Below are 21,724 nucleotides of genomic sequence, written 5' to 3'. Positions count from 1 at the left end.
TCCTGCCCATTACGAATGTGGCCGGGGGCCGGAGACCGCGTGTACGGTCTCCGGCCCCCGGCAGGTGCATCGACTGCGGCCGCTCAGGGCGGCGGGTGGCGCGGTACGGTCCCCGATCGTCCCGTCACGCGCCCGCCCGCCATGGCGGACTAACGGCCCCAGTAGTGGCCGTGGTGGTACCGGTCGCCGTACCAGCCGTGGCGCAGCGCCAGGAGGCGGAGCAGGTCACCGAGGTCGTCACGGTCGTAGGTGCCGTACCAGCGGTGGTAGCGGCCCCGGTCCCAGTAACCGAAGCGGTCGTGGTCGCCGTCGTGGTGGCCCCTGAAGCCGATGGGACGGTAGCCGTGCGAGTAGCCGATCCGGTTGCCGCGGTGATGACCCCCACCGTCGGCGAGGGCCGGCATGGCCGCCGCCCCGACGAGCGCCGCGGACGCCACAGCAGTGGCGATCGCGCGGAGCGCGGTACGAGAAACAGACATGGAGCTGTCCCCTCACGTTCGTGCGCGCCTGCCCTCGGGCCGGCGCGCTGTCCGAGTTCCCGGCTCGATGCCGAGGACCGACACTGTGGCGCCCGGCGACGCCCCGAGATCACCAGACGGATTTGCGTTACAAAACACTGACATGTCCGTAACGTTCCCGTGCAAGGGGCATCGATACGATCGACGTCTGGTGGCATCCCTCCCGGATCCCGGGCGGCACGCCGCGACCAGCGCAAAGGCAACTGACGGAGCGTCCTCTCCCCGACGGGGTCTCCGCCCGGACTCCCCCGGTCGGCTCAACCGCTTCTGTAACAGCCCGTGGTCCTGCGTTCAGGTGACCCATGGCCTGCGCGAACCGTCCCTCGGTCGGCCGTACCGGTGTCCTTCCCGGCCGTCCAAGGCGTGCCGTCAGCTCGCGCGCGGATGCCGGTGTGATGTTGGCTACGGGACCGGAATGAAAAGCGATGAACGGGCAACGTTCCCCTTCATGCCCCGTACTAACGCACCCAGGCAGGTGACCGGATGACGACGGCGACCAGCGCGACCCGGACGCCGTCCGCCACCACCAGCGCCACCGCCAAGCTGCCCCCGAACGCATCGGTGCCCTCACTGCCGTCCCTCACCGGACTGCGATGGGTGGCCGCACTGCTGGTCTTCGGACTGCATGTGCGCAACTTCGGCTACTTCGAAGGCACCGGTGGCCGCATCGCGACATGGGCGTTCGGGGCGGGCGCGACGGGGGTGTCGTTCTTCTTCGTCCTGTCGGGCTTCGTGCTCATGTGGTCGATGAGACAGAAGGACCGCGTGCTCACCTTCTGGCGGCGGCGCGTCGCCCGCATCTTCCCGGTCCACCTCGTCACCGCGGCGATCGCGCTGCTCATGGCGTTCACCCTGGCCCACCAGGCGAAACCGACACCGAAGCAGGCCATGGCCAACGTCCTGCTGGTGCATTCCTGGTGGCGCCCGTGGTGGCAGACGCTGGACCCGGTCAGCTGGTCGCTGGCCTGTGAGGCCTTCTTCTACGCCGCGTTCCCGCTGCTGGCGCTCGGGCTGCGCCGGCTGAACGCGCGGGCGTCGGCCGCGCTGGCCGGGGCATCGGTCCTGGCGGTCATGGTCCTCGCCTACGCGGACGCGCACCACTGGTTCAGCGAGACGGTGAACTCGTTCCCCGCCGCGCGCCTGCCCGAGTTCCTTCTCGGCGCCGCTACCGCGCGGCTGGTGCTTCTCGGCCGGTGGCGCGGTCCGGGCACGGAGGCGTCCCTGGCCGTGGCGATCGTCGGCTACTTCCTCGTCCCGCAGGTCACCCCCGGGTATCCGACCACTCCGTGCACGCTCATCGGCTTCGGCCTGCTCATTCCGGCGGCGGCCGTCGCGGACCTGAACGGGCTGCCCTCGCTGTGGCGGCACCGACGGCTCGTGCGCCTGGGGGAACTCTCGTTCGCGTTCTACATGGTTCATCTGCTGGTGCTGCGGGCCGGCATCAGCGTGCTCGGCGACCACCCCTACTACGACGTGCCGACCGGCCTGGCCGTCACGGCCGTGATGTTCGGCGTGTCACTCGGTCTGTCCTGGGTCCTGTACGAACTCGTGGAACGCCCGGCACGACTTCTGCTGCTGGGCAAGTGGGGTTCCGCCAAGCGTCAGCCGACGCCACCGCACACGCAGGCGGCGCCTGCCGCTTCCAGGCGTGACACGTCGGCCTCGGCGTCCGACCGAGGCATCGACACGACGTGACCGCCCATATCTGACGGGACGGCAAAAGACCGTGGAGGCGCCCTGATGTGGCGCCTCCACGGCATTGTTCCCAGCTGCGCGACCGGAGCTTCCGCCTCAGCCCCGGCCGGCGGACTCAGCGGCCGTGGCGCACGCCGCGGCCCCAGGAGACGGAGTCGATGACGCGTCCGAGCTCGTTGCGCAGCGTGGCGCTGTCAGAGCGGCCCGCCCACACGGGGAAGCGCAGGTCCTGGTAGAGGTCGGTGCGGGAGTCGTGGCCGACGCCCGTGTGGACACGCACGGCGGCGCGGCCTCCCAGCAGGTAGTGGTGGAACCTGTAGGTGTGGCCGGCCTCGTCCCGCAGCGTCCAGCCGCTGAGGTTGACTGCACGGCGGGTGGAGTTGGCGATCTCCACCCACTCACCGTTCAGAGCGCGGTTGGTGCGGGGGGCTCGGATCAGAGTCTCGTGCTGCACATGGCTGATTTCCACGCTCGGCCGGATCGCCCGGTCGTGGTGGCCGGCCGCGGATGCCGGAAGCGACACCGCTCCGACCGCGGCACCGGCGGCGAGCGCGGTGGCGGCGAGACGGCGGGCGGCTACAGAAGTGGAAACGGACACAGGCTCTCCCTGCATGGTGCGGGCACCCCGTCCGTGCGCGGCATCGGCCTCGCACGGGGTGGTGCGTGGTGCGGGTGGCGGCCGGCTGGCCGCACATCCATACCCTGGCGCCCGGACCGGGGCAGTGAGGCAGATAGGCGTGCTACGTAGCGGATCACGCATATCTTCGTAACACTTACCTGTAAGGTTCATTTAATCGGTGAATGCGCGTATTTGACGCGTCGCCAGACATGTCGGCCTTGCCGGCAAAGGGTTGTACGCCCGTTCCGCCAGGGCACGCCACCCCCCATCGAGCCCGGCCGTCACCCGAAAGTGGGTAACGGCCGGGCTCTGCGATGGTGCGGAGATCACGCGATCTCGACGAGGAGGTCTCCGCCTTCCACCTGCTGGATGCGGTTGATGGCCAGCCGGGACACCCGTCCCCCCTTCGGGGCGGTGATGGCGGCCTCCATCTTCATCGCCTCGATGGTCGCCACCGTGACGCCCGCCTCCACCTCGTCGCCCTCGGCGACAGCGAGCGTCACCACTCCGGCGAACGGCGCCGCCACATGGCCGGGGTTGGCGCGGTCGGCCTTCTCGGTCACCGGTGCGTCGGAGGCCGCCGCGCGGTCGCGCACCTGGAGGGGCCTCAGCTGACCGTTCAGGCTGGACACCACCGTGCGCATGCCCCGCTCGTCCGCGTCGCCGATGGCCTGCAGTTCGATCAGGAGCCGTACGCCGGGGTCCAGGTCGACCGCGTACTCCTGCCCGGGACGCAGCCCGTAGAAGAAGTCCTTGCTGTCCAGCACGCTCGTGTCGCCGAAGGCCTGGCGATGGGTGTCGAACTCACGCGTAGGGCCGGGGAACAGCAGGCGGTTCAGGGTCGAGCGCCGGGTCTTCTCCAGGCCCGTACGGTCCTCGGCACTCAGCTCCTGCACGGGCTTGGCCTCGGCGCGGCCCTGCAGCGCCTTGGTGCGGAACGGCTCGGGCCAGCCGCCGGGCGGGGTTCCCAGCTCGCCGCGCAGGAAGCCGATGACGGAGTCGGGGATGTCGAACCTGTTGGGCGCCGCCTCGAAGTCCTCCGGCGCCACTCCCGCGCCGACGAGGTGAAGGGCCAGGTCTCCGACCACCTTGGACGACGGGGTGACCTTGACCAGCCGGCCCAGGATGCGGTCGGCGGCGGCGTACATCGCCTCGATGTCCTCGAAGCGGTCGCCGAGGCCCAGGGCGACCGCCTGGGTGCGCAGGTTGGACAGCTGGCCACCGGGAATCTCGTGGTGGTAGACGCGCCCGGTCGGCGAGGCCAGGCCCGCCTCGAACGGCGCGTAGATCTTGCGCACGCCCTCCCAGTACGGTTCCAGGTCCCCGACGGCCTGGAGGTCCAGGCCCGTGGGGCGTGCGGAATGGTCGGTGGCGGCGACGATCGCCGACAGCGACGGCTGCGAGGTCGTACCCGCCATCGAGGCCACCGCGCCGTCCACGGCGTCCGCTCCGGCCTGGATCGCGGCGAGATAGGTGCCGAGCTGACCGCCCGCGGTGTCGTGGGTGTGCAGGTGCACGGGCAGGTTGAACTCCCGGCGCAGGGCCGTGACCAGCGTCGCGGCGGCCGGGGCGCGCAGGAGTCCGGCCATGTCCTTGATCGCCAGGACGTGGGCGCCCGCCTCCACGATCTGCTCTGCCAGGCGCAGGTAGTAGTCCAGGGTGTACAGGCGCTCGGACGGGTCGGACAGGTCGGAGGTGTAGCACAGTGCGACCTCGGCGACGGCGGTCCCGGTCTCCCGTACCGCCTCGATCGCGGGCCGCATCTGGCCTACGTCGTTGAGCGCGTCGAAGATGCGGAAGATGTCGATGCCGGTGGCCGCGGCCTCCTGCACGAACGCGTCGGTCACCTCGGTCGGGTAGGGCGTGTAGCCCACGGTGTTGCGGCCCCGCAGCAGCATCTGGAGGCAGATGTTGGGCACGGCCTCGCGCAGGGCCGCCAGGCGTTCCCAGGGGTCCTCGGCGAGGAAGCGCAGGGCGACGTCGTAGGTGGCCCCGCCCCAGCATTCCAGGGACAGCAGCTGGGGCAGCGTGCGGGCGACGGCGGGGGCCGCCGCGAGCAGGTCCTTGGTGCGGACGCGGGTGGCGAGCAGGGACTGGTGCGCGTCGCGGAAGGTGGTGTCGGTGACGCCGATGGTGGGCGACTCGCGCAGCCACCGTGCGAAGCCCTCCGGGCCGAGTTCGACCAGCCGCTGCCTGGAGCCCGCGGGCGGCTCACCGCCGGACAGCCGGGGAAGCTTGGCGACCGGGTCGAGGAGGTGCGGGCGCTCGCCATGGGGCTTGTTCACGGTGACGTCGGCGAGGTAGGTGAGCAGCTTGGTGCCCCGGTCCGCGGAGTGGCGTGCGGTGAGCAGGTGCCGGCGCTGTTCGATGAACGACGTCGTGACCCGTCCGGCCTGGAAGTCCGGATCGTCGAGCACGGCCTGGAGGAACGGGATGTTCGTGGCCACACCGCGGATGCGGAACTCGGCCACGGCACGCCGGGCGCGGCCGATCGCAGCCTTGAAGTCCCGTCCCCGGCAAGTGAGCTTGACGAGCATCGAGTCGAAGTGGGCGCTGATCTCCGTGCCCGCGTGGGTCGTGCCGCCGTCGAGGCGGATTCCGGAGCCGCCGGGCGAACGGTAGGCGCTGATCCGGCCGGTGTCCGGGCGGAAGCCGTTGGCCGGGTCCTCGGTGGTGATACGGCACTGGAGGGCCGCGCCGCGCAGGGTGATGTTCTCCTGCGACAGGCCGAGGTCGGCCAGCGTCTCGCCCGAGGCGATGCGCATCTGGGCCTGGACCAGGTCGACGTCGGTGACCTCCTCGGTGACCGTGTGCTCGACCTGGATGCGGGGGTTCATCTCGATGAAGACGTGGTTGCCGTCCCGGTCGAGCAGGAACTCCACGGTGCCCGCGTTGCGGTAGCCGATCCGCTCGGCGAACCTGACGGCGTCGGCACAGATCCGTGCGCGGAGTTCAGGGTCGAGGTTGGGGGCCGGCGCGAGCTCGATCACCTTCTGGTGCCGGCGCTGCACCGAGCAGTCGCGTTCGAACAGGTGGATGACGTTGCCGTGCCCGTCGGCGAGGATCTGCACCTCGATATGGCGGGGATCGACCACGGCCTTCTCCAGGAAGACGGTGGGGTCACCGAAGGCGGAGGCGGCCTCCCGGGATGCCGCCTCGATGGCCTCCCGCAACTGGGCGGGCTCCTCGACCCGGCGCATGCCGCGTCCCCCGCCGCCCGCGACGGCCTTGACGAAGACGGGGAAGCCGATGTCATCGGCGGCCCCGACGAGTTCGTCGATGTCCGTGGAAGGGGCGGAGGACCCGAGCACGGGCACATCGGCGGCACGGGCGGCGGCGACCGCGCGGGCCTTGTTCCCGGTGAGTTCGAGGGTCGCGGCGTCCGGCCCGACGAAGGCGATGCCCGCCTCCTCGCAGGCACGCGCGAGCTCCGGGTTCTCGGACAGGAATCCGTATCCCGGATACACCGCGTCGGCACCTGCCCGGAGGGCGGCGCGGATGATCTCCTCTACGGAGAGATAGGCCCGGACCGGATGCCCCGGCTCACCGATCTCGTACGCCTCGTCGGCCTTCAGCCGGTGCAGCGAGTTGCGGTCCTCATAAGGGAAGACCGCGACCGTGCGGGCGCCCAGTTCATAACCGGCGCGGAATGCGCGAATCGCGATCTCGCCACGGTTGGCGACCAGCACTTTGCGGAACATCCTGGATCCCTTCAGCCTGGCGACGAACGCCACGGTGTCAGCCATTCCGTGCTCTTGCCCTGCCACGACGCGACATCAACAAGTGTGACGGGGATCAAACAGCCGGCGCTGTGGTGGAGGCGTCGTCGGCAGACGCGTGTCCAGGGGGTTTTGTCCGCCGTTCCACTGGCCGGCAGCGGTCCGCCCCCGGGGGACGACCGCCGGGCTACGTCATCGTCGACCGGCCCTTGCCCGCTGGTGAGCGGACTGGCGTGCATCCTACGGACGACGATGTGGCGCCCGACAGCGTCACCGGCCCGTCCCGCTCGTTCCGTGACCCATCTCACCGCCGCACAAGCCGGGCGATCATCAGCGAAGACGGCGAATCACCCCGGTGCGAGCGGCGTCGTCCCGACACGCAGCGGGGGCCGAAGACCGTTCGTACGGTCTTCGGCCCCACGGGGGAGTCAATGGCCCTGGCTGATGGCCCCGGCGGACGGCACGGCACGCGTCCCGGCCACCGAGTCACCGGCCGACCCGCCGAAGCGGGCCGGTGGCCGTGGGTCAGCGGCCGTGGCGGTACCGGTCCCAGCTGTGGCGCGGAGCCAGGAACCACAGCCAGTGGCCGAAGCGGTCGCGGTTGTGGCTGCGGTAGTAGTACCGGCCGTGGTCCCAGCGGCCGATGCCGCGGAAGTCGCGGTCGTTGTCGCGTCCGCCGAAGCCATGGCCGGGTCCGCCGAAGTCGTGCGAAAAGCGGCTGTGGTTGTCGAAGCCCTGGCCGTGTCCGTCGGCGAGCGCGGGCATGGCCGCCGCCCCGATGAGCGCCACCGACGCCACACCGGTGGCGATCAGGCGGACCGTGGTACGAGCAACAGACATGAAGCTGTCCCCTCACGTGCATGCACACCCACCCCTGGTGGGAGCCGGCGTGCCATCCGAGTTCTCGGTTCGATGCCGAGGACCGAAACTGTGGCGCGCGTCCGCCGCGAGGGATCACCAAAAGGGCCTGCGTTACAAAACACCGACATTTCCGTAACTCTCCCTTGTAAGCACCACCGATACGGAGGAGATGCCGGGCGGGCGGCCGAACTCGACCCCGAATCAGCCCCGGAGCAGCACAGATCCCGTCGACGGTCCGTCATGTCCCGCGCCACGCCCGGATTCCGGTTCACTCGACCGGCTCAACGGCTTCTGTAACAAACCGGGTTCCGCCATTCGGGGGACGGGCATCGGCACACGAGGAAGCGCTGCGTCAGGAACCCGCGGACCGGAACGCGGTCGCCCCGACGCTGTGGCCGCACAGCGCGAAGTCACCACCGTCGTCCGGTGCCAGTTGCTGCCTGCTGCCCGCGACACCCACCACGATCGAGGGCGCGACGAGGGGTTCGCCGCCGGAGGCGCAGTACCCGCTCGCCTCACCCAGGACCGGCGTGAAGGTGAGCCGTGTCGCCGCCCGGCCGCCGACCGCACCGGCCCCGCAGAGCACTGACGCACGACGTCGAGGGGCTTGTTCCTCTCCGGCGAGCCCTGCCCCGCGAGTGCGACCGTCGGATACCCCTGCAGCAGACAGGGAGCCGAACCATGATTACCGACGGTGACCATGATCTGGCCGGACGACATCCGGTGCGCGCTCTGCGCCACGATCTGGCCACTCGTACAGGGGGCGGCCGGGGCCGCCCGCCCAGGTCCGGTGCCGTCCGCCACCGCGGCACCGGGGCCCGCCAGGAGGGCTCCCGCCATGGACGCCGCGAGCAGCACGGACCTGGCCTTGGGCGGACGGATTCTCGTGGTTCGCTTCATGGGGATGACCTCCAAGGTCCGCCGGACGCCCGAAATCACCGCGATCCGCGGCGGGCCGCCCTCGCCTCAGCGTCGCATCGGCGCCCGCGATGGGCCAGCCGGTCGCGCGAGCCGAACGTCTCACCCATACTCCATCGCCCCGCATTCCACTTTGCCCCGATAAAGTTCACTTTGTGATGAGGTCAGGAAGGCATCAGCGCCGTCACACTCCGTACGGCCGCCAGCGGGCAGTGCTGCTGTCGCCGGTCATCGTCACGATCCTCATCGGCAGCCTGGCGTTCTCCACTCCGAGGCAGATCGCCTTCAGCCGGCTGCTGCCCGCGGCTCCCGCGCTCGCCGCCGCGATGTGGCCGGTCATCCCGACGATCCTGCTGGGCGCGTTCTGCCTGCTGATCATGGTCTCGCTCAGCTTCGGCTACTCCGACCTCGGAACGCCCTACACGAGTGCCGCCATCATCGCGGTCACCCTGGCCGCGGCCTGGGCGAGCCATCTCCGCCTCCAGCGGGAGGAGGCGCTCTTCCAGGTCCGGCTCGTCGCCGACGCGGCCCAGCAGGTGCTGCTGCGGCCACTGCCGCGCCGTGTCCAGGACGTCGAGATCGAATCGCTGTATGTGGCCGCCCAGGAGCAGGCCCGGATCGGGGGCGACTTCTACGAGGCGGCCGACACCCCGTACGGTGTCCGGCTGCTCATCGGAGACGTGCGCGGCAAGGGGCTGTCCGCGGTGGGGGCTGCCTCAGCGGTGATCAACTGCTTCCGGGAGAACGCGTACGACCAGCCCGACCTGATGGGCATCATCCATCGCCTCGACACCAGCCTCGCCCGCCACAGCGCGGACTTCCTCATCCAGCACCAGGCGGAGTACTTCGCCACCGCTCTCATCGCGGAGATTCCCTACGACGGCGGCTACGTCAGAATCCTCAACTGCGGACATCCTCCGCCCCTGCTCGTCCACCGGGAGGAGGTGTGTGTCCTCGAACCGACCAATCCCTCGCCGCCCCTCAACCTCGCGGCGCTCATCGGCGATCACTACTACGTCGACACCTTCGCCTTCTCCTCGGGCGATCGCCTGCTGCTCTACACCGACGGCGTCTCGGAGGCCCGCAACCGCGACGGCGTCTTCTTCCCGCTGCCTGAGTGGGTGGGTGAGCAGGGCTCGGTGCCGACCCGCGACCTGCTCGACCGGCTGCACCAGGAGCTGCTCCGCTTCAGCTCCGGAAGGCTCGTCGACGACACCGCCGCCCTCGCCGTGCAGCGCGTGCATCCCAGGGTGCGCAAGCCGTACGCGTAGGGACCCGGCCTCCGGTCGCCACACCGTGCTCGACGCCGTGACCGGGCAGCGGCAGGGCGGGCTTCACTCGAGGCTCGGCTCGTGGCCATCACACCCAGGGTCTTTCGTTTGGATCAGGCCGGATCGCTTCAGGTCCCGGACCCCTGCGCGGGCACCGGCTCCAGTCTCACCACGGGGAATCTTCGGGTGGTCCTGGTCTCGTACTCCGCGCTGTCGGGCCATGATGCCGACCAGATCCCGTAGAGACGCTCCCAGTCCGGCGACGCGTGCCGCACGACCGTGGGCGTCGCCCTGAGGACCCGGTCGCCCACCTCGACGGTCACCTCGCGCATGGCGGCGACGTTCGCCACCCACGCGGGGTCGATCTCCGCGCCGCGCGACGAGCCGCAGACGAGGAAACTCGCACCGTCCACCGCGTACACCAAAGGGTTCACCCGTGCGCGCCCACTGCGACGGCCGACCGTGTGCAGGAGCAGCAGCCGGGCGCCCTCGAAGTGGCCCCCCACGCGTCCGCCCTGCTCCCGGAACTGGCCGATGATCCGCCTGTTCACGTCGTTCACGTCCATCGTCCGCTGCCCCGTCCGCGTTGCGCCGTCGCTGCCATGACCGAACATTTGCTATCCGAAGATGACCACGGCCGCAGCGAGCCACGCCGGAGCTGTTCGGAGCCTTGCCTGGGTGGTCCTGGGTGCCTGTGCTCCGGATGGAAGCTCACCTCCGCGTCGGGCCACCACAGCTCCATCACCATGCGTGGTCCTTTGGTGACGAAACGCCTCATGAAGTATTTCACAGTCGTTAACGTCAAACATTCAACTTGTTAGGAGTAACGTCGCTTTCGCCCCACCACCTCGGGGCGCGGACCGGTGCCGGACAACCCCCTGGCACCGGACAGATCAAGGAGAATGTTCATGAAGCACAGCCTTCGACGCCGGACCGCCACCGCGGTCGTGACGTTCGCCGCGGTCGCCGGCAGCCTGCTGGCAGCGGGCGGAGCCGCATCGGCGGCCACGAACCCCGCGGCGGGCCGCACCGCAGCGGTGTCCCACTCCTCGCACGGCGGCACCCACGGCGACGACCACTTCGGCCAGGGCGACGACCACTTCGGCCAGGGCGAGCACCGCGACCACCGAGGCGACCACCGCGGCGAGCACCGGCACCACCGGGGCGAGCACCGCTGGGACGGTCGCCGCAACTGGGAGCGGGAGGGCCGGTACTGGTACACCGAGGACCACGGTGTGCACTACCGCTGCGACGGCTTCCACTTCTACCGCCTGGACCGCGGAGCATGGATCGTCGTGTTCGGCGACATGCACCGTTTCGACATCAGCTTCTTCCGCTGATCACGGCCGACGGGATGCCGGGCCTGACGGGCGGTGCACCGCCCGGGCCCGGCGCCCCGGCCAGAGTACCGGCACACAAGACGTCACCCGAACGGCGTACACGGTTCCGGAACTCGGCGTGCGGCATACCCCGTTCGGCCGCACGCTGAGCTTGGAAGCCTGTTCGATGCACCGCAGCCCTGCACCGTAGCTGTGATCACTGCTCCATCGGGAGGCGCCGTGGTCGTCATAGCTCTGCTTGTGCCAGTCGTACTCCTGCTCCTGCTGTTCGCGCTGGACGCGCTGGAGGACATCCTGTTCCCCCCGCCCGAACCGCCCTCGCAGGATCCCGCCGTCCCTGAACAGTCGGTCCGCGAGTGAGGTCACCCGATCCGGTCGATCCGGTTCGCCGCCCACTCGGCCCACTCACGCCGCATGGCGTTGAATCGCAGCCCGTACTCCAGGGCGATCCGGCCGTAGACCGCGAGATCGTCCTCGTCTCCGTCGATGGACCGCGCCAGCTGTTGCAGTTCCTCGTATCCCTGGTCCGAGAGCTCAATCAGATCGGTCAGATACCCGCGCGCCTGCTCGGGTGTCAGCACCCCGAGGAAGAACACCCGCAGCAGAACATCGCTGCGGGTGTTGCGCTGGGGCTTCGTCTCCGTCAGCCAGTGGCGCAGTTCGGCCAGCCCCTCGTCGGCCAGGGCGTACTCCTTGCGTCCGCGCGGCCCCTCGGCCGCGACCGTGATGAGTCCGGAGCCCGCCAGCCTGGTCAGTTCCGTGTAGATCTGGCTCTGTGTCGCCGGCCAGACGTTGGCCAGCGAGGTGTCGAACCGCTTCAGCAGGTCGTACCCGCTGGCGGGACGCTCCGAGAGCAGACCGAGAAGTGCGTGCTTGAGACTCATGGGTCCACTGTACATTCCAGTATTGACATGTCACGAATGCACGTTCCGATGTGGACATGTCAAGCGGATGATCCGGCCGCCCCATGGTGTGCCTTGGAAAGCCTTGAGAGCCGTGGAGAGCCTGTGTCCTGACCGCATGGAGGCTCAGACCTGAGCGGTCCCGCAGTAGCGGCACTTGGTGGCCGGCCTGGGCAGGTCATCCGCCAGGCAGGCGGGGCACGTCTTGACCGGCACGGGGTCGCCGAAGACCGTCACGCCCCGCCGGGCCTGGGAGCGCTTGTACGGGAGGACGATCAGGAAGTAGACCACAGCCATGAAGACGATGAAGTAGATCAGCGCGGAGATGAACGCCCCGATGTTCAGGTAGGTGGCGATGTTTCCCGGCCGGCCGAGCTGCCAGCCAAGACCGGGCGACATCCCGCCCTGGGCCCGGGTGATGACGGGGTTGATCACATAGTCGGTGAACGCCTTGATCAGCGTGCTGAACGCCAGCGCCACGATCAGCCCGACCGCCACCACGATGACGTCGCCCCGCATCAGGAAGTTTCTGAAGCCCCGCAACATGGATGATCCTCACTTCCTGTCACGACCCGAGCCCCGCCTGTGCTCTGCTCGTCACCCTCAGTGTCACCATGCGCCACGCGGAGCCGCACCCGGGACGCCCCCGATCGGGCTGCCGGCACCTTGCCGCCGGACCCCTACGATCAGCGCATGAATGCGTGGAACCAGGGCCTGAACGCGGCGGGGATCCGGGAACCGGGGCTGCGGAGCGACTACGACACACAGCGGCGACTGGTGTCGCGCTTTCGCCGCACGTCGTATATGGCGGCCAAGGTGCTCCTGCCCCCCGAGGCGCTGCCGCACGCGATGGCCGCGACCGCGGTGATGCACCACGGGGACAATCTTCTGGACACCGGTACGAAGGAGCGGCGGGCGGCGGCCTGGAGCTCCTGGGAGCGGCGCATACGCGAGGGTCTGGAGTCGGGGACGAGCGACGACCCGCTGATCCGCACGCTGCTGCACACCGTCGCCGCCTGTCCGCGGCTCGCGGGGACGGTGGAGGAGTATCTGTCCACGGCCCGCGCCGAGCTGGAGTTCAGCCGATTCGCCGACGAGGCCGACTACCAGGCCTACCTGGACGCCTACGCGCTGCCCGCCTTCATGCTCGTCGGCGTGCTGGCGGGACCCGAGGACGACGACGGCCGGTACCGGGCGGCGTGCCGCACCTTCATCGACGGCAGCCAGCGGCTGGACTTCGTCAACGACCTCTCCGAGGACCTGCGGGAGGGCGTGCTGGGCATCCCGGTCAAGACGATGGAGCGCTTCTCGGTCACGGAGGAGGACCTCAGGGCGGGCCATGACTGCGAGGCCGTACGCGAGTTGGTACGGGACCAGGTCGGGGCGGCCCGGGCCACCCTGGAGACGGCCAGGGGGCTGCCCGCCCTCACCGCGACCCCCTACAAGCCTCTGATGGGCGCGCTGGTCGAGATCGAGCTGCTGACCGCGGACGCGGCGCTGGCGCGCGGCGCCGGACTGCTGCGCGGCCCGGCGGGTCCGCCGCCGGTACGTGCACTGCGCGTGCTGTGGGACGCCCGCCGGCGGGCCCGCAAGGAGCGTCGGCGGGCGTCCCGGTGACGAGCGGCACGAAAGTCGCATGGGCCCGTGACCGGCGAAGTGTCCTGTGACCTGGCCCGATACGCGACACAGTGTCGGCGGCCGGGGGGCCGGGGGGCGGATTAGGGTCGCGCCATGACCCACAGCTTTGTTGTTCACATCCCCGACGCCGCACTCGAACCGGAGGCGCTCGACCCGGCGCAGATCGTCTCGGGGACGCCCGAGGTGACGGGAAAGGTCGTCTGGGAATCGGAGGACGGCCGCCAGGTGCGGGGCATCTGGCAGATCACGCCCTCGGTCGTGACCGACACCGAGGCCGACGAGGTGTTCGTGGTCGTCAGCGGGTCGGCGACGATCGAGATCGAGGGCGGCCCGACGCTGCACGTCGGACCGGGTGACATGGCGGTGCTGCACGAGGGCGACCGCACGACGTGGACGGTGCACGAGACGCTGCGCAAGGTGTACGCGATCGGCCTGTGAACTACCGCTTCCCGAGCGGGAGTTGTTCCGTAGACTGACGGCTGACCCCTGTCCGCGCACCACCGCTCGCTCGCAGAGGGCCGTATGCCGACCAGACTTGTTCGATCCCTGACAGGAGCGGCCGCGGCTCTGCTCCTGTCGACCGCGGCGCCCGGGGCGGTCGCCGCCGCCCCTGCGTCTTCCACACCCACCGCCCACGGCGCGTCCCCTGCCGCCGGCTCCTGGCAGCCGCCGCTGTCCACCCGCGGCCGGTACATCGTCGACGCCGCCGGCAACCGCTTCCGGCTGAAGTCGGCCAACTGGGACGGCGCGCAAGGCTCATGGACGGGCAGCGGCAGCATCGCCGACCCCGCCGACCACCATGCGGGGCAGGACTCCTACGGCATCCCCCTGGGCCTGGACCGGGTCCCGCTGCCCCGGCTGCTCGCCGACTTCCGACAGCTCGGCATCAACAGCATCCGGCTGCCGTTCTCCAACGAGATGATCCATACGACGGCCGCCGTCCCGGACGCCGCCGTCACCGCCAACCCGCAGCTTCGCGGACTGACCCCCCTTCAGGTCTACGACACCGTCGTGGCCGACCTGACCGGGGACGGGTTCGCGGTCATCCTCAACAACCACACCAACACCTCCCGCTGGTGCTGCGGAATCGACGGCAACGAGCGGTGGAACAGCCGGCAGTCCACCCAGCAGTGGTCGGACGACTGGGTGTTCATGGCGCGCCGCTACGCCTCCAACCCCCGTGTGGTGGGCGCCGACCTGTACAACGAGGTGCGCCGCGACGTCATGGACGACCCCAACTGGGGACTCGGCGACAGCCACGACTGGTACGCCGCCGCCCAGTTCGCCGCCGACCGCATCCTCACCGAGGGCAACCCAGGTCTGCTCATCGTCATCGAGGGGATCAACTGGACCGGAATCCCCGTCGACGGGCTGCCGCACGGCCGCCCCGCCCTCACCCCGGTGCGCACGCTCTCCCACACACTCGTGGCCGCGCACAAGCTGGTCTACTCGGCCCACTTCTACGGGTACACCGGCCCCCACCACAGCGGCGCCACCGGGCTCGGCGAGACCCACGACCCGCGCTACCAGGACCTCACCCGCGACCAGCTCTACCAGGCCCTCCACGACGAAGCCTTCTACGTCCCGGAGGAATCCGGACAGCACTTCACGGCGCCGCTGTGGATCAGTGAGTTCGGCATCGGGGCGGGCGAGACCGGCACCGCCGCCCGCGCGTGGTTCGGCAACTTCACCGACTACCTCGCGGACCATGACGCGGACTTCGCCTTCTGGCCGCTGGTCGGCTGGGAGGGCCACGACGACTGGTCCCTGCTGCGCTACGACTCCGAGGGGCACCGGTACGGCATCCTGGACCAGTCCGACTGGCGCGGACCGGCGTGGAGCCGCCTCATGACGTCGCCCGGCCTCACCGGGCCCGTCGCCCCGGTCCCCACCTGGCGCATGCTCAGCACCGACCACGGCGACGCCGTGGAGTCACTGCGCGTACGGGCCGGCGGCGACTGGGACTCGGGCGCCTACAAGGCCGTCTGCCCCGACGGTCTGCGGCTCATCGGCCTCGGCCATACCAGCGGCCGGGGACTGTGCACCGACGTCACCGGGGGTGATCTGCGCACCGCGGGGAACGCACAGACCGTCGTCACCGACGAACGCTACGTCCCCTCTGGGGGCGACTGGGCTTCCGGGTACACCAAACTCCAGTGCCCCTCGGGTCAGTTCCTGATCGGCTACAGCCACCGCGGCGGACGCGTGTCCGCGGCCCTGTGCGTGCCCGCGAGCGGCGCGCTGGGCTCCGGAGGGCGGACGGTGTGGTTCGACCGGTCCGACAACCGGCCGGCAGACGGCGCCGGGGGCGACTTCGCCTACGGCGACTACAAGGGCCAGTGCGCCGCCGACGAGTACGCCGCAGGGATCGCCTTCACCACGCGTCTGGGAAGCAGCCAGGGTCCCGCGGCCCTGCTGTGCCGCACACTGTCCTGAAAACCGGCGGGCGTCGTACCGCCCAGCGCCACGGCCCGTCCTTCAAATCGAACATCGCCGGCCGCCGCCCCGGCACCGGATGTGCGGGGGCGGCGGCCGGCGACGCGGTTCACCGTCCCGGCGGGAGCGGGGGGAGTGCGGAGCGCTGCTGCGCCGGAGGATGGGCGGCGAAACGACCTGACTGGAAGGCGTCGAGCGGCTGCCCCATGGTCATCACCCCTTCCAGCTCGCGACGTATGCTCTCGGCCGCGTCGCGAACCCGGGCGGGCACGTCACCGCGCTCGGCGACGAGCTGGTGGTAGATCGGGGCGTCTTGGAACACGGGGCAACAAGGCCTTCCTGTCGGCGGTTTCCCTGCATGGGCGGCTATCGAGTGTAGGGGCAGCGCTCAGGGGGCCGGCACCGGCCGGTGCCTTGAGCGCTGCGGTCCGGCCATCGCGGAGGAGCGGCGGGACCGGGACCCGGCTCCGGAGCCGCCCCGGCGGCCACCCGCGGACGTCACGAACGCGTCGTGTGCACGCGCCGCCACGCTCCGGCGTCCATGGCGCTCCGGCGAGCCCGGACCTACGGTGGTCGAAGGGGACCGATGACCTGGGAGGTTCCTTTCATGGCTGCCGCGCAGAAAAGGATTCTGGTCGTCGTCACCAATGTCGACGAATACCGCAAGGCGGGGATGAGGACGGGCCTCTGGCTCGGGGAGCTGACCCATTTCTGGGATGTTGCCGAGGGATACGGGTTCAACATGGACATCGCGAGCCCGTCCGGAGGCAAGGTCCCCATCGATCCGGAGAGCCTGTCCCAAGAGGTTCTGGCGGAGCTGGGCACCGGAGAGCGCTACGAGGACCGGGAGTTCATGGACCTCCTGGAGGACAGCAAGCGGATCTCGGACATCGATATCGAGGATTACGACGCCATCTACCTCACCGGCGGCCATGGCGTCATGTTCGACTTCCCGCAGTCCCGGCAGCTCGAAAACCTCATGGCGAGGTTCTACGAGACGGGCCGTGTCGTGTCGACGGTGTGCCATGGCGCCACGGGTCTGCTCAACGTGACCCTCAGTGATGGCAAACCCCTGGTGAGGGGCAAGAGAGTCACCGGGTTCTCCTGGCCCGAGGAGGAACTGGCCCACCGGGCTCAGGCCGTTCCCTACAGCCTTCAGGAGGAGCTGAAGAAGCTCGGTGCCGACTACAGCACGGCCAGGAAGCCGTTCGAGAGCTATGTCGTCGAGGAGGGGAACCTGATCACGGGGCAGAATCCCGGCAGTGCCAGGAGCGTGGCCGAGGCTGTCATACGCCAGTTGACCACCGCCTGACGCGAGGAGGCGGCGCACGGGAAACGGCACAGGAACCAGCGGGGGCGCCGCGACGGATCTTCCGCCGGGTTCTCGCCGGGCATTCGTCGTACGGCGCCCCTCGTTCCGCGAGCTTCAGGGGCGGCCGGTCAGGAAGCGGTCGAGGACCTCGGTCAGCTCCGCCGGCTTCTCCACCGGCAGTTCATGACCGGCGTCGATGATGCGGACCTCCGCGTCCGGGTATGCCTTGGCCATGCGCAGCATCTGCCTCACCGGAAGTTGGATGTCGTGGTAGCCGTGCACGATGAGGGTGGGCACCCGGATCTCGCCGACCCGGTCCAGGACGTCGAAGTCCCGCATGGCGCCGTAGCAGGTCATGACCACCTCGCGCGGCGTGGCGGAGGAGCCCTTGATGTACTCCCGGATCTCCTCACGCGGGTAGCCCGGGGCGAAGGCCCGCTGGATGTTGGCCGCGATGAACAGTTTGAAGGGGACCTTCGTCGACGCCGACATCAGCAGGGCTCTCCCCCGGCTGTAGACCATCCGGCTGATGGAGCCGACGAGCACCAGGCGCTCCACCCGCTCCGGGTGAGCGAGGGCGACGGTCTGGGCGATCATTCCGCCCATGGAGTGCCCGATCAGCACGAACCGGTCGACCTCCAGATGATCGAGGAGGGCCAGTACGTCGCGGGCCAGCGCCTCGATCGTCCGCGCTCCCGAGCCGCCGCTCTCCCCGTGCCCGCGCAGATCGAGCCGTATCACCCTCCGCTTCTGGGAGAAATGCTCCAGCTGGTGGTCCCAGCGGTGCCGGTTGGCCGTCCAGCCGTGGACGAACACCAGGGGCACGCCGTCACCGTCGCGGGGCCCCTCGTCGTCGTACGTCAGTGCGGCGCCGTCGGCTTCGAGCTGCGGCATGGGGCTCCTCCTGGAGTGCAAACCGGTTACTGGCGAGTACGGTAGTCGGCCCGGGTCCGGCCGTCACCGTCGTGCGCCGAGGAATTCGAGGATATGACCGAACACGTCGAGGGCGGCTCCCCTGCCCAGGAATGTGTCCAGATGGCCATAGCCGGGGATTTCGGTGTAGGTCACCTCCAGCTGCGGCTGCCGCCGGGCGAGGACGTCGTGACAGAGCTTCTGGGAGTCCAGCCACAACCCGTTCTCGCTGCCCGCGAGCAGCAGGACGGGGGTGTCGATGCGTCCGGCCGCGTCCAGGGCGTTGGGCGGCAGCGACCGGTAGCGGTGGTCGGTGTCGTGCCAGCGGACCACGCTCCGGGCCAGCTCGATGCGGCGCAGATGCGGCAGGATCCACAGCGGCGCGGGCCCGAGGAGCTCGGCGAGCCGGTCATGGGTGGCGTCGGCCAGGTTCTCGTGGAGGAAGAGCGAGGCTCCGGTGCCCCAGGCAGAGTTGTGCAGGATCTGGCAGGTCGGGTCCGGGCAGCTCGCCCTGCGGGAGGCGAGTGCGAACAGGGGGGTGTACTTCGACCACAGGCCCACCCTGCGGAAGTCGACCGGGATGTGGTCGATCCGGGTCTTCAGCAGTTCCGCCGCCAGTGACATGCGCAAGGAGGTACGGCCCGCCAGCTTCGGTGTCAGGAAGACCCCCTGGGACACCACGCCGGCGAGGCCGGGCACCAGCCCTGCCGTCATGCTCAGGGACAGCGCGATGGAACCGATGCAGTGGGCGACGACGAACAGCGGGCGGTCCCCGATGCGTTCGCGGATGCGGGAGACGGCCGCGGGGATGTCGTACAGGGCGACGTCGTCGTAGGTGTACCGCCGGCCGGTCTCGTTGTACGGCAGCCGGCAGCTGCCCCGCCAGTCCAGCAGCCAGGGCTCGTAGCCGTTGTCCAGGAGGACGTCGACCAGGTTGCGCGTCTCGGGCAGCAGGAACATGTCGGCGGACGCGGTGTGTCCGTGCAGCAGCAGCACGGCGGGCCGGTCCGCCCCGCCGCCGCCCACCCGGGTCAGGCCGAGCCGGACGCCGTCCCCGGCCCGGAACGGGATCTCCTCGACGGCGGCCGGGTCGAGACGGTGGCAGAGCGGGCGCAGGGCCGCGGTGGTCCTGACCTTGCGGAGTGCGTGCGGGGCGGGGCGGGGGTTCGGAGTTCTGAAGATCATCGGCGGGTCTCCGTGCGGTTCGGGGTGCGGCGCAGATCCAGCAGCTCGGCCGCGGCGCGGGTGAAGGGCCCGAGCAGGCCCCGTCCCATCTCCAGGCCGAACCAGGCGAGCCAGGTCAGCTTGGCGGCACGCTGCTCCTGGCCGGTCAGACGGGGGTCGGCGTGGATGCCGTCGATCTGGTCGCGGACATAGCTGTCGGCCGGCACGACGACCTCCCCCGTGAGGCTCGCCGGTTCACCCTCGCGGCCGATCTCCACGGCCAGCGCGCGGGTCTGCCGCCACAGGTCGCGCCGGGCGCGTGCGTACTTGCGGCCCTCCAGCCACCAGCGTCCGCCGTCGCCGTCGCGCAACAGCAGGCGGTAGTGGAGGAGTTGATGCCCAAGTCCGTGGTGCTGCGGGATTCCCTCCTCCGGGCGGATCCAGACGTCGCCGCTGTCGACGCTCAGGGGCCCCGGGTGCACCGCGGTACACAGGACTTCGCCGGTCACGTCCAGCCTGCGCTCCTTCACCAGCTGGTACATCCCGGCGATGGAGAGGGTCAGCGCCATGGAGCAGGCGGTGGGGGCGTCGGCGGGCGCACCGACGGGGCCCACGGTGCCCCCGGTCGTCTCGGTGAACCACAGATAGGGCGGGTCGTCCTTGTGCGGCAGCCGGGCGAGGCCGTCCTGGGCGAGCCGCTCGAACGTCTTCAGCTGGGCCCGCGCGTCATAGCGGGCCGCGGGTGTGAGGCCCAGCGCCGCCACGAGCGCGTCGGTGCGTTCCGCGACGGCCGCCGGGCCCTTGAGGGTCGCCTCGCACAGCTTCAGCGCGGTGGGGCTTTGCAGCACCCTTGTCAGGAAGGCCAGTTGGGGAACCGGTTCGGCCTCCAGCCGGGCCAGGGTGTCCATGCGCCACTCGTCCCAGTCCTGGACCCGGACGTGCATGCCGCCGAGCGCCATGTCGCGTACGACGTCGTCGAGGGTGTTCGGCACGCCGGTGAGGTTGTAGTCGTAGCCCCAGGCGTCGGGCTCGCAGACGGCGGCGACCGCCACCCGGCTCACCCAGTCGACCGGCGCCGCGTTCAGATACCGGAAGGCGGGTACGGTGCGAAAGCGGCCGAAGGCGGAGATCAGGCCGCTGCTGAGATCCTGCGGGTTGTAGGCGCCGGTCCTCGTGTGGCCGCCGATTCCGCCCGGGCGCAGGGCCGTGACGACCAGACCGTGGTCGCGGGCGCGGCGCAGAGCCACCTCGGCGGCCCACTTGGACTGGTCGTAGCCGGAGATGAGACGGTCGGCGTGGGCGAGCGGGTCGTCCTCGCCCATGGCCGTGATCCCGACCTCGTTGAAGACCGCGATCGAGGAGATGTGGTGCAGCGGCTTCGGGCGGCCGGTGGCGGCGAGTTCGGCCAGCGCCAGCGTGCCGAGGACATTGCTGGTCCGCAGTGACCGGTAGCCGCGCAGGAAGTCCACGGCCGCCGCGACCCCGACCACACTGTCCAGCTCATGGGCCAGGGTGTGCCACAGCTCGTCGGGCAGGCCGAGCCGTGGCTGCCGGATGTCGCCGGGCAGCACGGTCACCCGGCGGCGCACCTCCGGCGACCAGGGCAGCGAGTAGCCGGTGAGCGCCGCGCCGAGCCGGTCGAGCGCGGCCTCCTCGTCGGCGGCGCGGACCAGGCAGTACACATGGGCGTCGCTGTGCCGCAGCAGATCGAGCAGCATATGGCTGCCGAGGAAGCCGGTCGCCCCGGTCAGCAGGATCCGCCGAGGCGGCAGCGGCTCGGGCACGTCGGTGAAGGGCAGGCGGTCGGCGAGGGCGAGGTCGGCGAGGATCTGGTCGAGGTCCTCGCGACGCGCTCGTGTGTACGGGGCGTGGGGGGCCGGTGGGGTGTACGGGGCCGGCGCGGCCGGCTCCTGGTGCGCCGGAGTGACTGTTGCCGGCATGGACAGGCAGCGCCTGGCCAGGCTGACGGGTCGGGCGTCGGCGAACACCTCGTCCAAGTCGAACTCGATGCCGAGCTCACGCTCCAGCTCCGCGACCAGCTCCACGGCGTGCACGGAGGTGCCTCCGGCGTCGAAGAAGTCCGCGTCAGGAGACAGGTGCCGGCCGCCCGGCAGGTAGCGGGACGCGGTGGTGGCGATGGTCGCGGCCAGGGTGTTCGTGTCCTGCGGGGTGGTGGCTGGTGCGGGGGTGGCTGCGGCCAGCCTGGCCAGGAGGTCGGTCACGGTCATGGCCGGGCCGTGTTCGATCGACTCGGCGTCCGAGCTTGGGTGGTTGGTCATGTCGTGTCTTTCTGCCTGTGCGTCGTTGCCTGCGGCTGCTTGGGGGTGTTTTGCGCAGTTCCCCGCGCCCCTGTCGGGGGGTTCTTGTGCGTCGTCGACTGCGGGTGCGTGGTGGTGATTTTGCGCAGTTCCCCGCGCCC

The 21,724-nt window shown here is 70.2% G+C and carries 20 protein-coding genes and 1 pseudogene; 8 read left to right on the top strand and 13 right to left on the bottom strand.

Features of this window, described 5'->3' with window-relative positions; genetic code table 11:
* Positions 1-149: 149 nt before the first annotated feature.
* Positions 150-479 carry a hypothetical protein gene (locus ABZ845_RS10300; protein WP_360975756.1) on the bottom strand — a complete coding sequence of 110 codons (330 nt, stop codon included), beginning with the start codon at positions 477-479 and terminating at the stop codon, positions 150-152.
* A 522-nt stretch (positions 480-1,001) separates the two neighbouring features.
* On the opposite strand from ABZ845_RS10300, the gene ABZ845_RS10295 reads away from it, so the two are divergent.
* The gene (locus ABZ845_RS10295) at positions 1,002-2,213 is read left to right on the top strand and encodes an acyltransferase (protein ID WP_360975753.1); all 1,212 of its coding nucleotides are present in this window, start codon (positions 1,002-1,004) and stop codon (positions 2,211-2,213) included.
* Between the two features lie 115 nt (positions 2,214-2,328).
* Here ABZ845_RS10295 and ABZ845_RS10290 read toward each other — a convergent pair whose 3' ends face one another.
* From ABZ845_RS10290 to ABZ845_RS10270, 5 genes and pseudogenes are all read right to left on the bottom strand, one after another.
* Positions 2,329-2,811, bottom strand: coding sequence for a lamin tail domain-containing protein (locus ABZ845_RS10290; RefSeq protein ID WP_360975750.1), 483 nt, complete (start codon positions 2,809-2,811; stop codon positions 2,329-2,331).
* A gap of 347 nt (positions 2,812-3,158) precedes the next feature.
* A complete protein-coding gene (locus ABZ845_RS10285; RefSeq protein WP_360975804.1) occupies positions 3,159-6,533 on the bottom strand; it encodes a pyruvate carboxylase in 3,375 nt (1,124 codons plus the stop codon).
* A 543-nt stretch (positions 6,534-7,076) separates the two neighbouring features.
* Entirely contained in the window at positions 7,077-7,391 is a 315-nt protein-coding gene (locus ABZ845_RS10280) for a hypothetical protein (protein ID WP_360975747.1), read from the bottom strand.
* 373 nt (positions 7,392-7,764) lie between these two features.
* Entirely contained in the window at positions 7,765-7,998 is a 234-nt protein-coding gene (locus tag ABZ845_RS10275) for a hypothetical protein (RefSeq protein ID WP_360975807.1), read from the bottom strand.
* 62 nt (positions 7,999-8,060) lie between these two features.
* Positions 8,061-8,114 (bottom strand): annotated as a pseudogene (locus tag ABZ845_RS10270) (hypothetical protein); the annotation flags it as partial.
* Positions 8,115-8,485: 371 nt separating this feature from the next.
* Between ABZ845_RS10270 and ABZ845_RS10265 the strand changes: the two are divergent.
* Positions 8,486-9,601: a PP2C family protein-serine/threonine phosphatase gene (locus ABZ845_RS10265; protein ID WP_360975744.1), complete on the top strand. Its 1,116-nt coding sequence runs from the start codon at positions 8,486-8,488 to the stop codon at positions 9,599-9,601.
* A 128-nt stretch (positions 9,602-9,729) separates the two neighbouring features.
* Here the strand turns inward: ABZ845_RS10265 and ABZ845_RS10260 are convergent, their stop codons facing one another.
* Positions 9,730-10,161 carry a nitroreductase/quinone reductase family protein gene (locus tag ABZ845_RS10260; RefSeq protein WP_360975741.1) on the bottom strand — a complete coding sequence of 144 codons (432 nt, stop codon included), beginning with the start codon at positions 10,159-10,161 and terminating at the stop codon, positions 9,730-9,732.
* 348 nt (positions 10,162-10,509) lie between these two features.
* On the opposite strand from ABZ845_RS10260, the gene ABZ845_RS10255 reads away from it, so the two are divergent.
* Together ABZ845_RS10255 and ABZ845_RS10250 are read left to right on the top strand one after the other, a co-directional pair.
* On the top strand, positions 10,510-10,941 hold the full coding sequence (locus tag ABZ845_RS10255; protein WP_360975738.1) for a hypothetical protein: 432 nt from the start codon (positions 10,510-10,512) through the stop codon (positions 10,939-10,941).
* Positions 10,942-11,160: 219 nt separating this feature from the next.
* Positions 11,161-11,301 (top strand): hypothetical protein, encoded by a 141-nt coding sequence (locus ABZ845_RS10250; protein WP_360975735.1) that lies wholly within the window; start codon positions 11,161-11,163, stop codon positions 11,299-11,301.
* Positions 11,302-11,303: 2 nt separating this feature from the next.
* Here ABZ845_RS10250 and ABZ845_RS10245 read toward each other — a convergent pair whose 3' ends face one another.
* Both ABZ845_RS10245 and ABZ845_RS10240 read right to left on the bottom strand, forming a co-directional pair.
* Positions 11,304-11,825 (bottom strand): PadR family transcriptional regulator, encoded by a 522-nt coding sequence (locus tag ABZ845_RS10245; RefSeq protein WP_360975732.1) that lies wholly within the window; start codon positions 11,823-11,825, stop codon positions 11,304-11,306.
* Between the two features lie 144 nt (positions 11,826-11,969).
* On the bottom strand, positions 11,970-12,389 hold the full coding sequence (locus ABZ845_RS10240) for an MscL family protein (RefSeq protein WP_360975729.1): 420 nt from the start codon (positions 12,387-12,389) through the stop codon (positions 11,970-11,972).
* 147 nt (positions 12,390-12,536) lie between these two features.
* Between ABZ845_RS10240 and ABZ845_RS10235 the strand changes: the two genes are divergently transcribed.
* The 3 genes from ABZ845_RS10235 (at position 12,537) to ABZ845_RS10225 (ending at position 15,917) form a co-directional block, all read left to right on the top strand.
* Entirely contained in the window at positions 12,537-13,460 is a 924-nt protein-coding gene (locus ABZ845_RS10235; protein WP_360975726.1) for a squalene/phytoene synthase family protein, read from the top strand.
* Between the two features lie 114 nt (positions 13,461-13,574).
* Positions 13,575-13,919 (top strand): cupin domain-containing protein, encoded by a 345-nt coding sequence (locus ABZ845_RS10230; protein WP_360975724.1) that lies wholly within the window; start codon positions 13,575-13,577, stop codon positions 13,917-13,919.
* A gap of 84 nt (positions 13,920-14,003) precedes the next feature.
* A complete protein-coding gene (locus ABZ845_RS10225; RefSeq protein ID WP_360975721.1) occupies positions 14,004-15,917 on the top strand; it encodes a cellulase family glycosylhydrolase in 1,914 nt (637 codons plus the stop codon).
* Between the two features lie 109 nt (positions 15,918-16,026).
* On the opposite strand, the gene ABZ845_RS10220 is transcribed toward ABZ845_RS10225, so the two are convergent.
* On the bottom strand, positions 16,027-16,239 hold the full coding sequence (locus tag ABZ845_RS10220; protein ID WP_360975719.1) for a hypothetical protein: 213 nt from the start codon (positions 16,237-16,239) through the stop codon (positions 16,027-16,029).
* A gap of 285 nt (positions 16,240-16,524) precedes the next feature.
* Here ABZ845_RS10220 and ABZ845_RS10215 point away from each other — a divergent pair, with 285 nt between their 5' ends.
* A complete protein-coding gene (locus ABZ845_RS10215) occupies positions 16,525-17,229 on the top strand; it encodes a type 1 glutamine amidotransferase domain-containing protein (RefSeq protein ID WP_360975716.1) in 705 nt (234 codons plus the stop codon).
* Between the two features lie 114 nt (positions 17,230-17,343).
* Here the strand turns inward: ABZ845_RS10215 and ABZ845_RS10210 are convergent, their stop codons facing one another.
* The 3 genes from ABZ845_RS10210 to ABZ845_RS10200 form a co-directional block, all read right to left on the bottom strand.
* Positions 17,344-18,123 carry an alpha/beta fold hydrolase gene (locus ABZ845_RS10210; protein WP_360975713.1) on the bottom strand — a complete coding sequence of 260 codons (780 nt, stop codon included), beginning with the start codon at positions 18,121-18,123 and terminating at the stop codon, positions 17,344-17,346.
* Between the two features lie 63 nt (positions 18,124-18,186).
* Positions 18,187-19,326, bottom strand: a complete 1,140-nt coding sequence (locus ABZ845_RS10205) for an alpha/beta fold hydrolase (protein ID WP_360975710.1) — start codon at positions 19,324-19,326, stop codon at positions 18,187-18,189.
* Complete coding sequence (locus tag ABZ845_RS10200; protein WP_360975707.1) at positions 19,323-21,584, bottom strand: thioester reductase domain-containing protein; 2,262 nt, start codon at positions 21,582-21,584, stop codon at positions 19,323-19,325. The genes ABZ845_RS10205 and ABZ845_RS10200 overlap by 4 nt, the downstream gene beginning before the upstream one ends.
* Between the last annotated feature and the right edge of the window lie 140 nt (positions 21,585-21,724).

The organism is Streptomyces sp. NPDC047022 (assembly GCF_040644155.1).
GTDB lineage: Bacteria > Actinomycetota > Actinomycetes > Streptomycetales > Streptomycetaceae > Streptomyces.
This window is presented reverse-complemented; position numbering and strand designations above follow the sequence as displayed.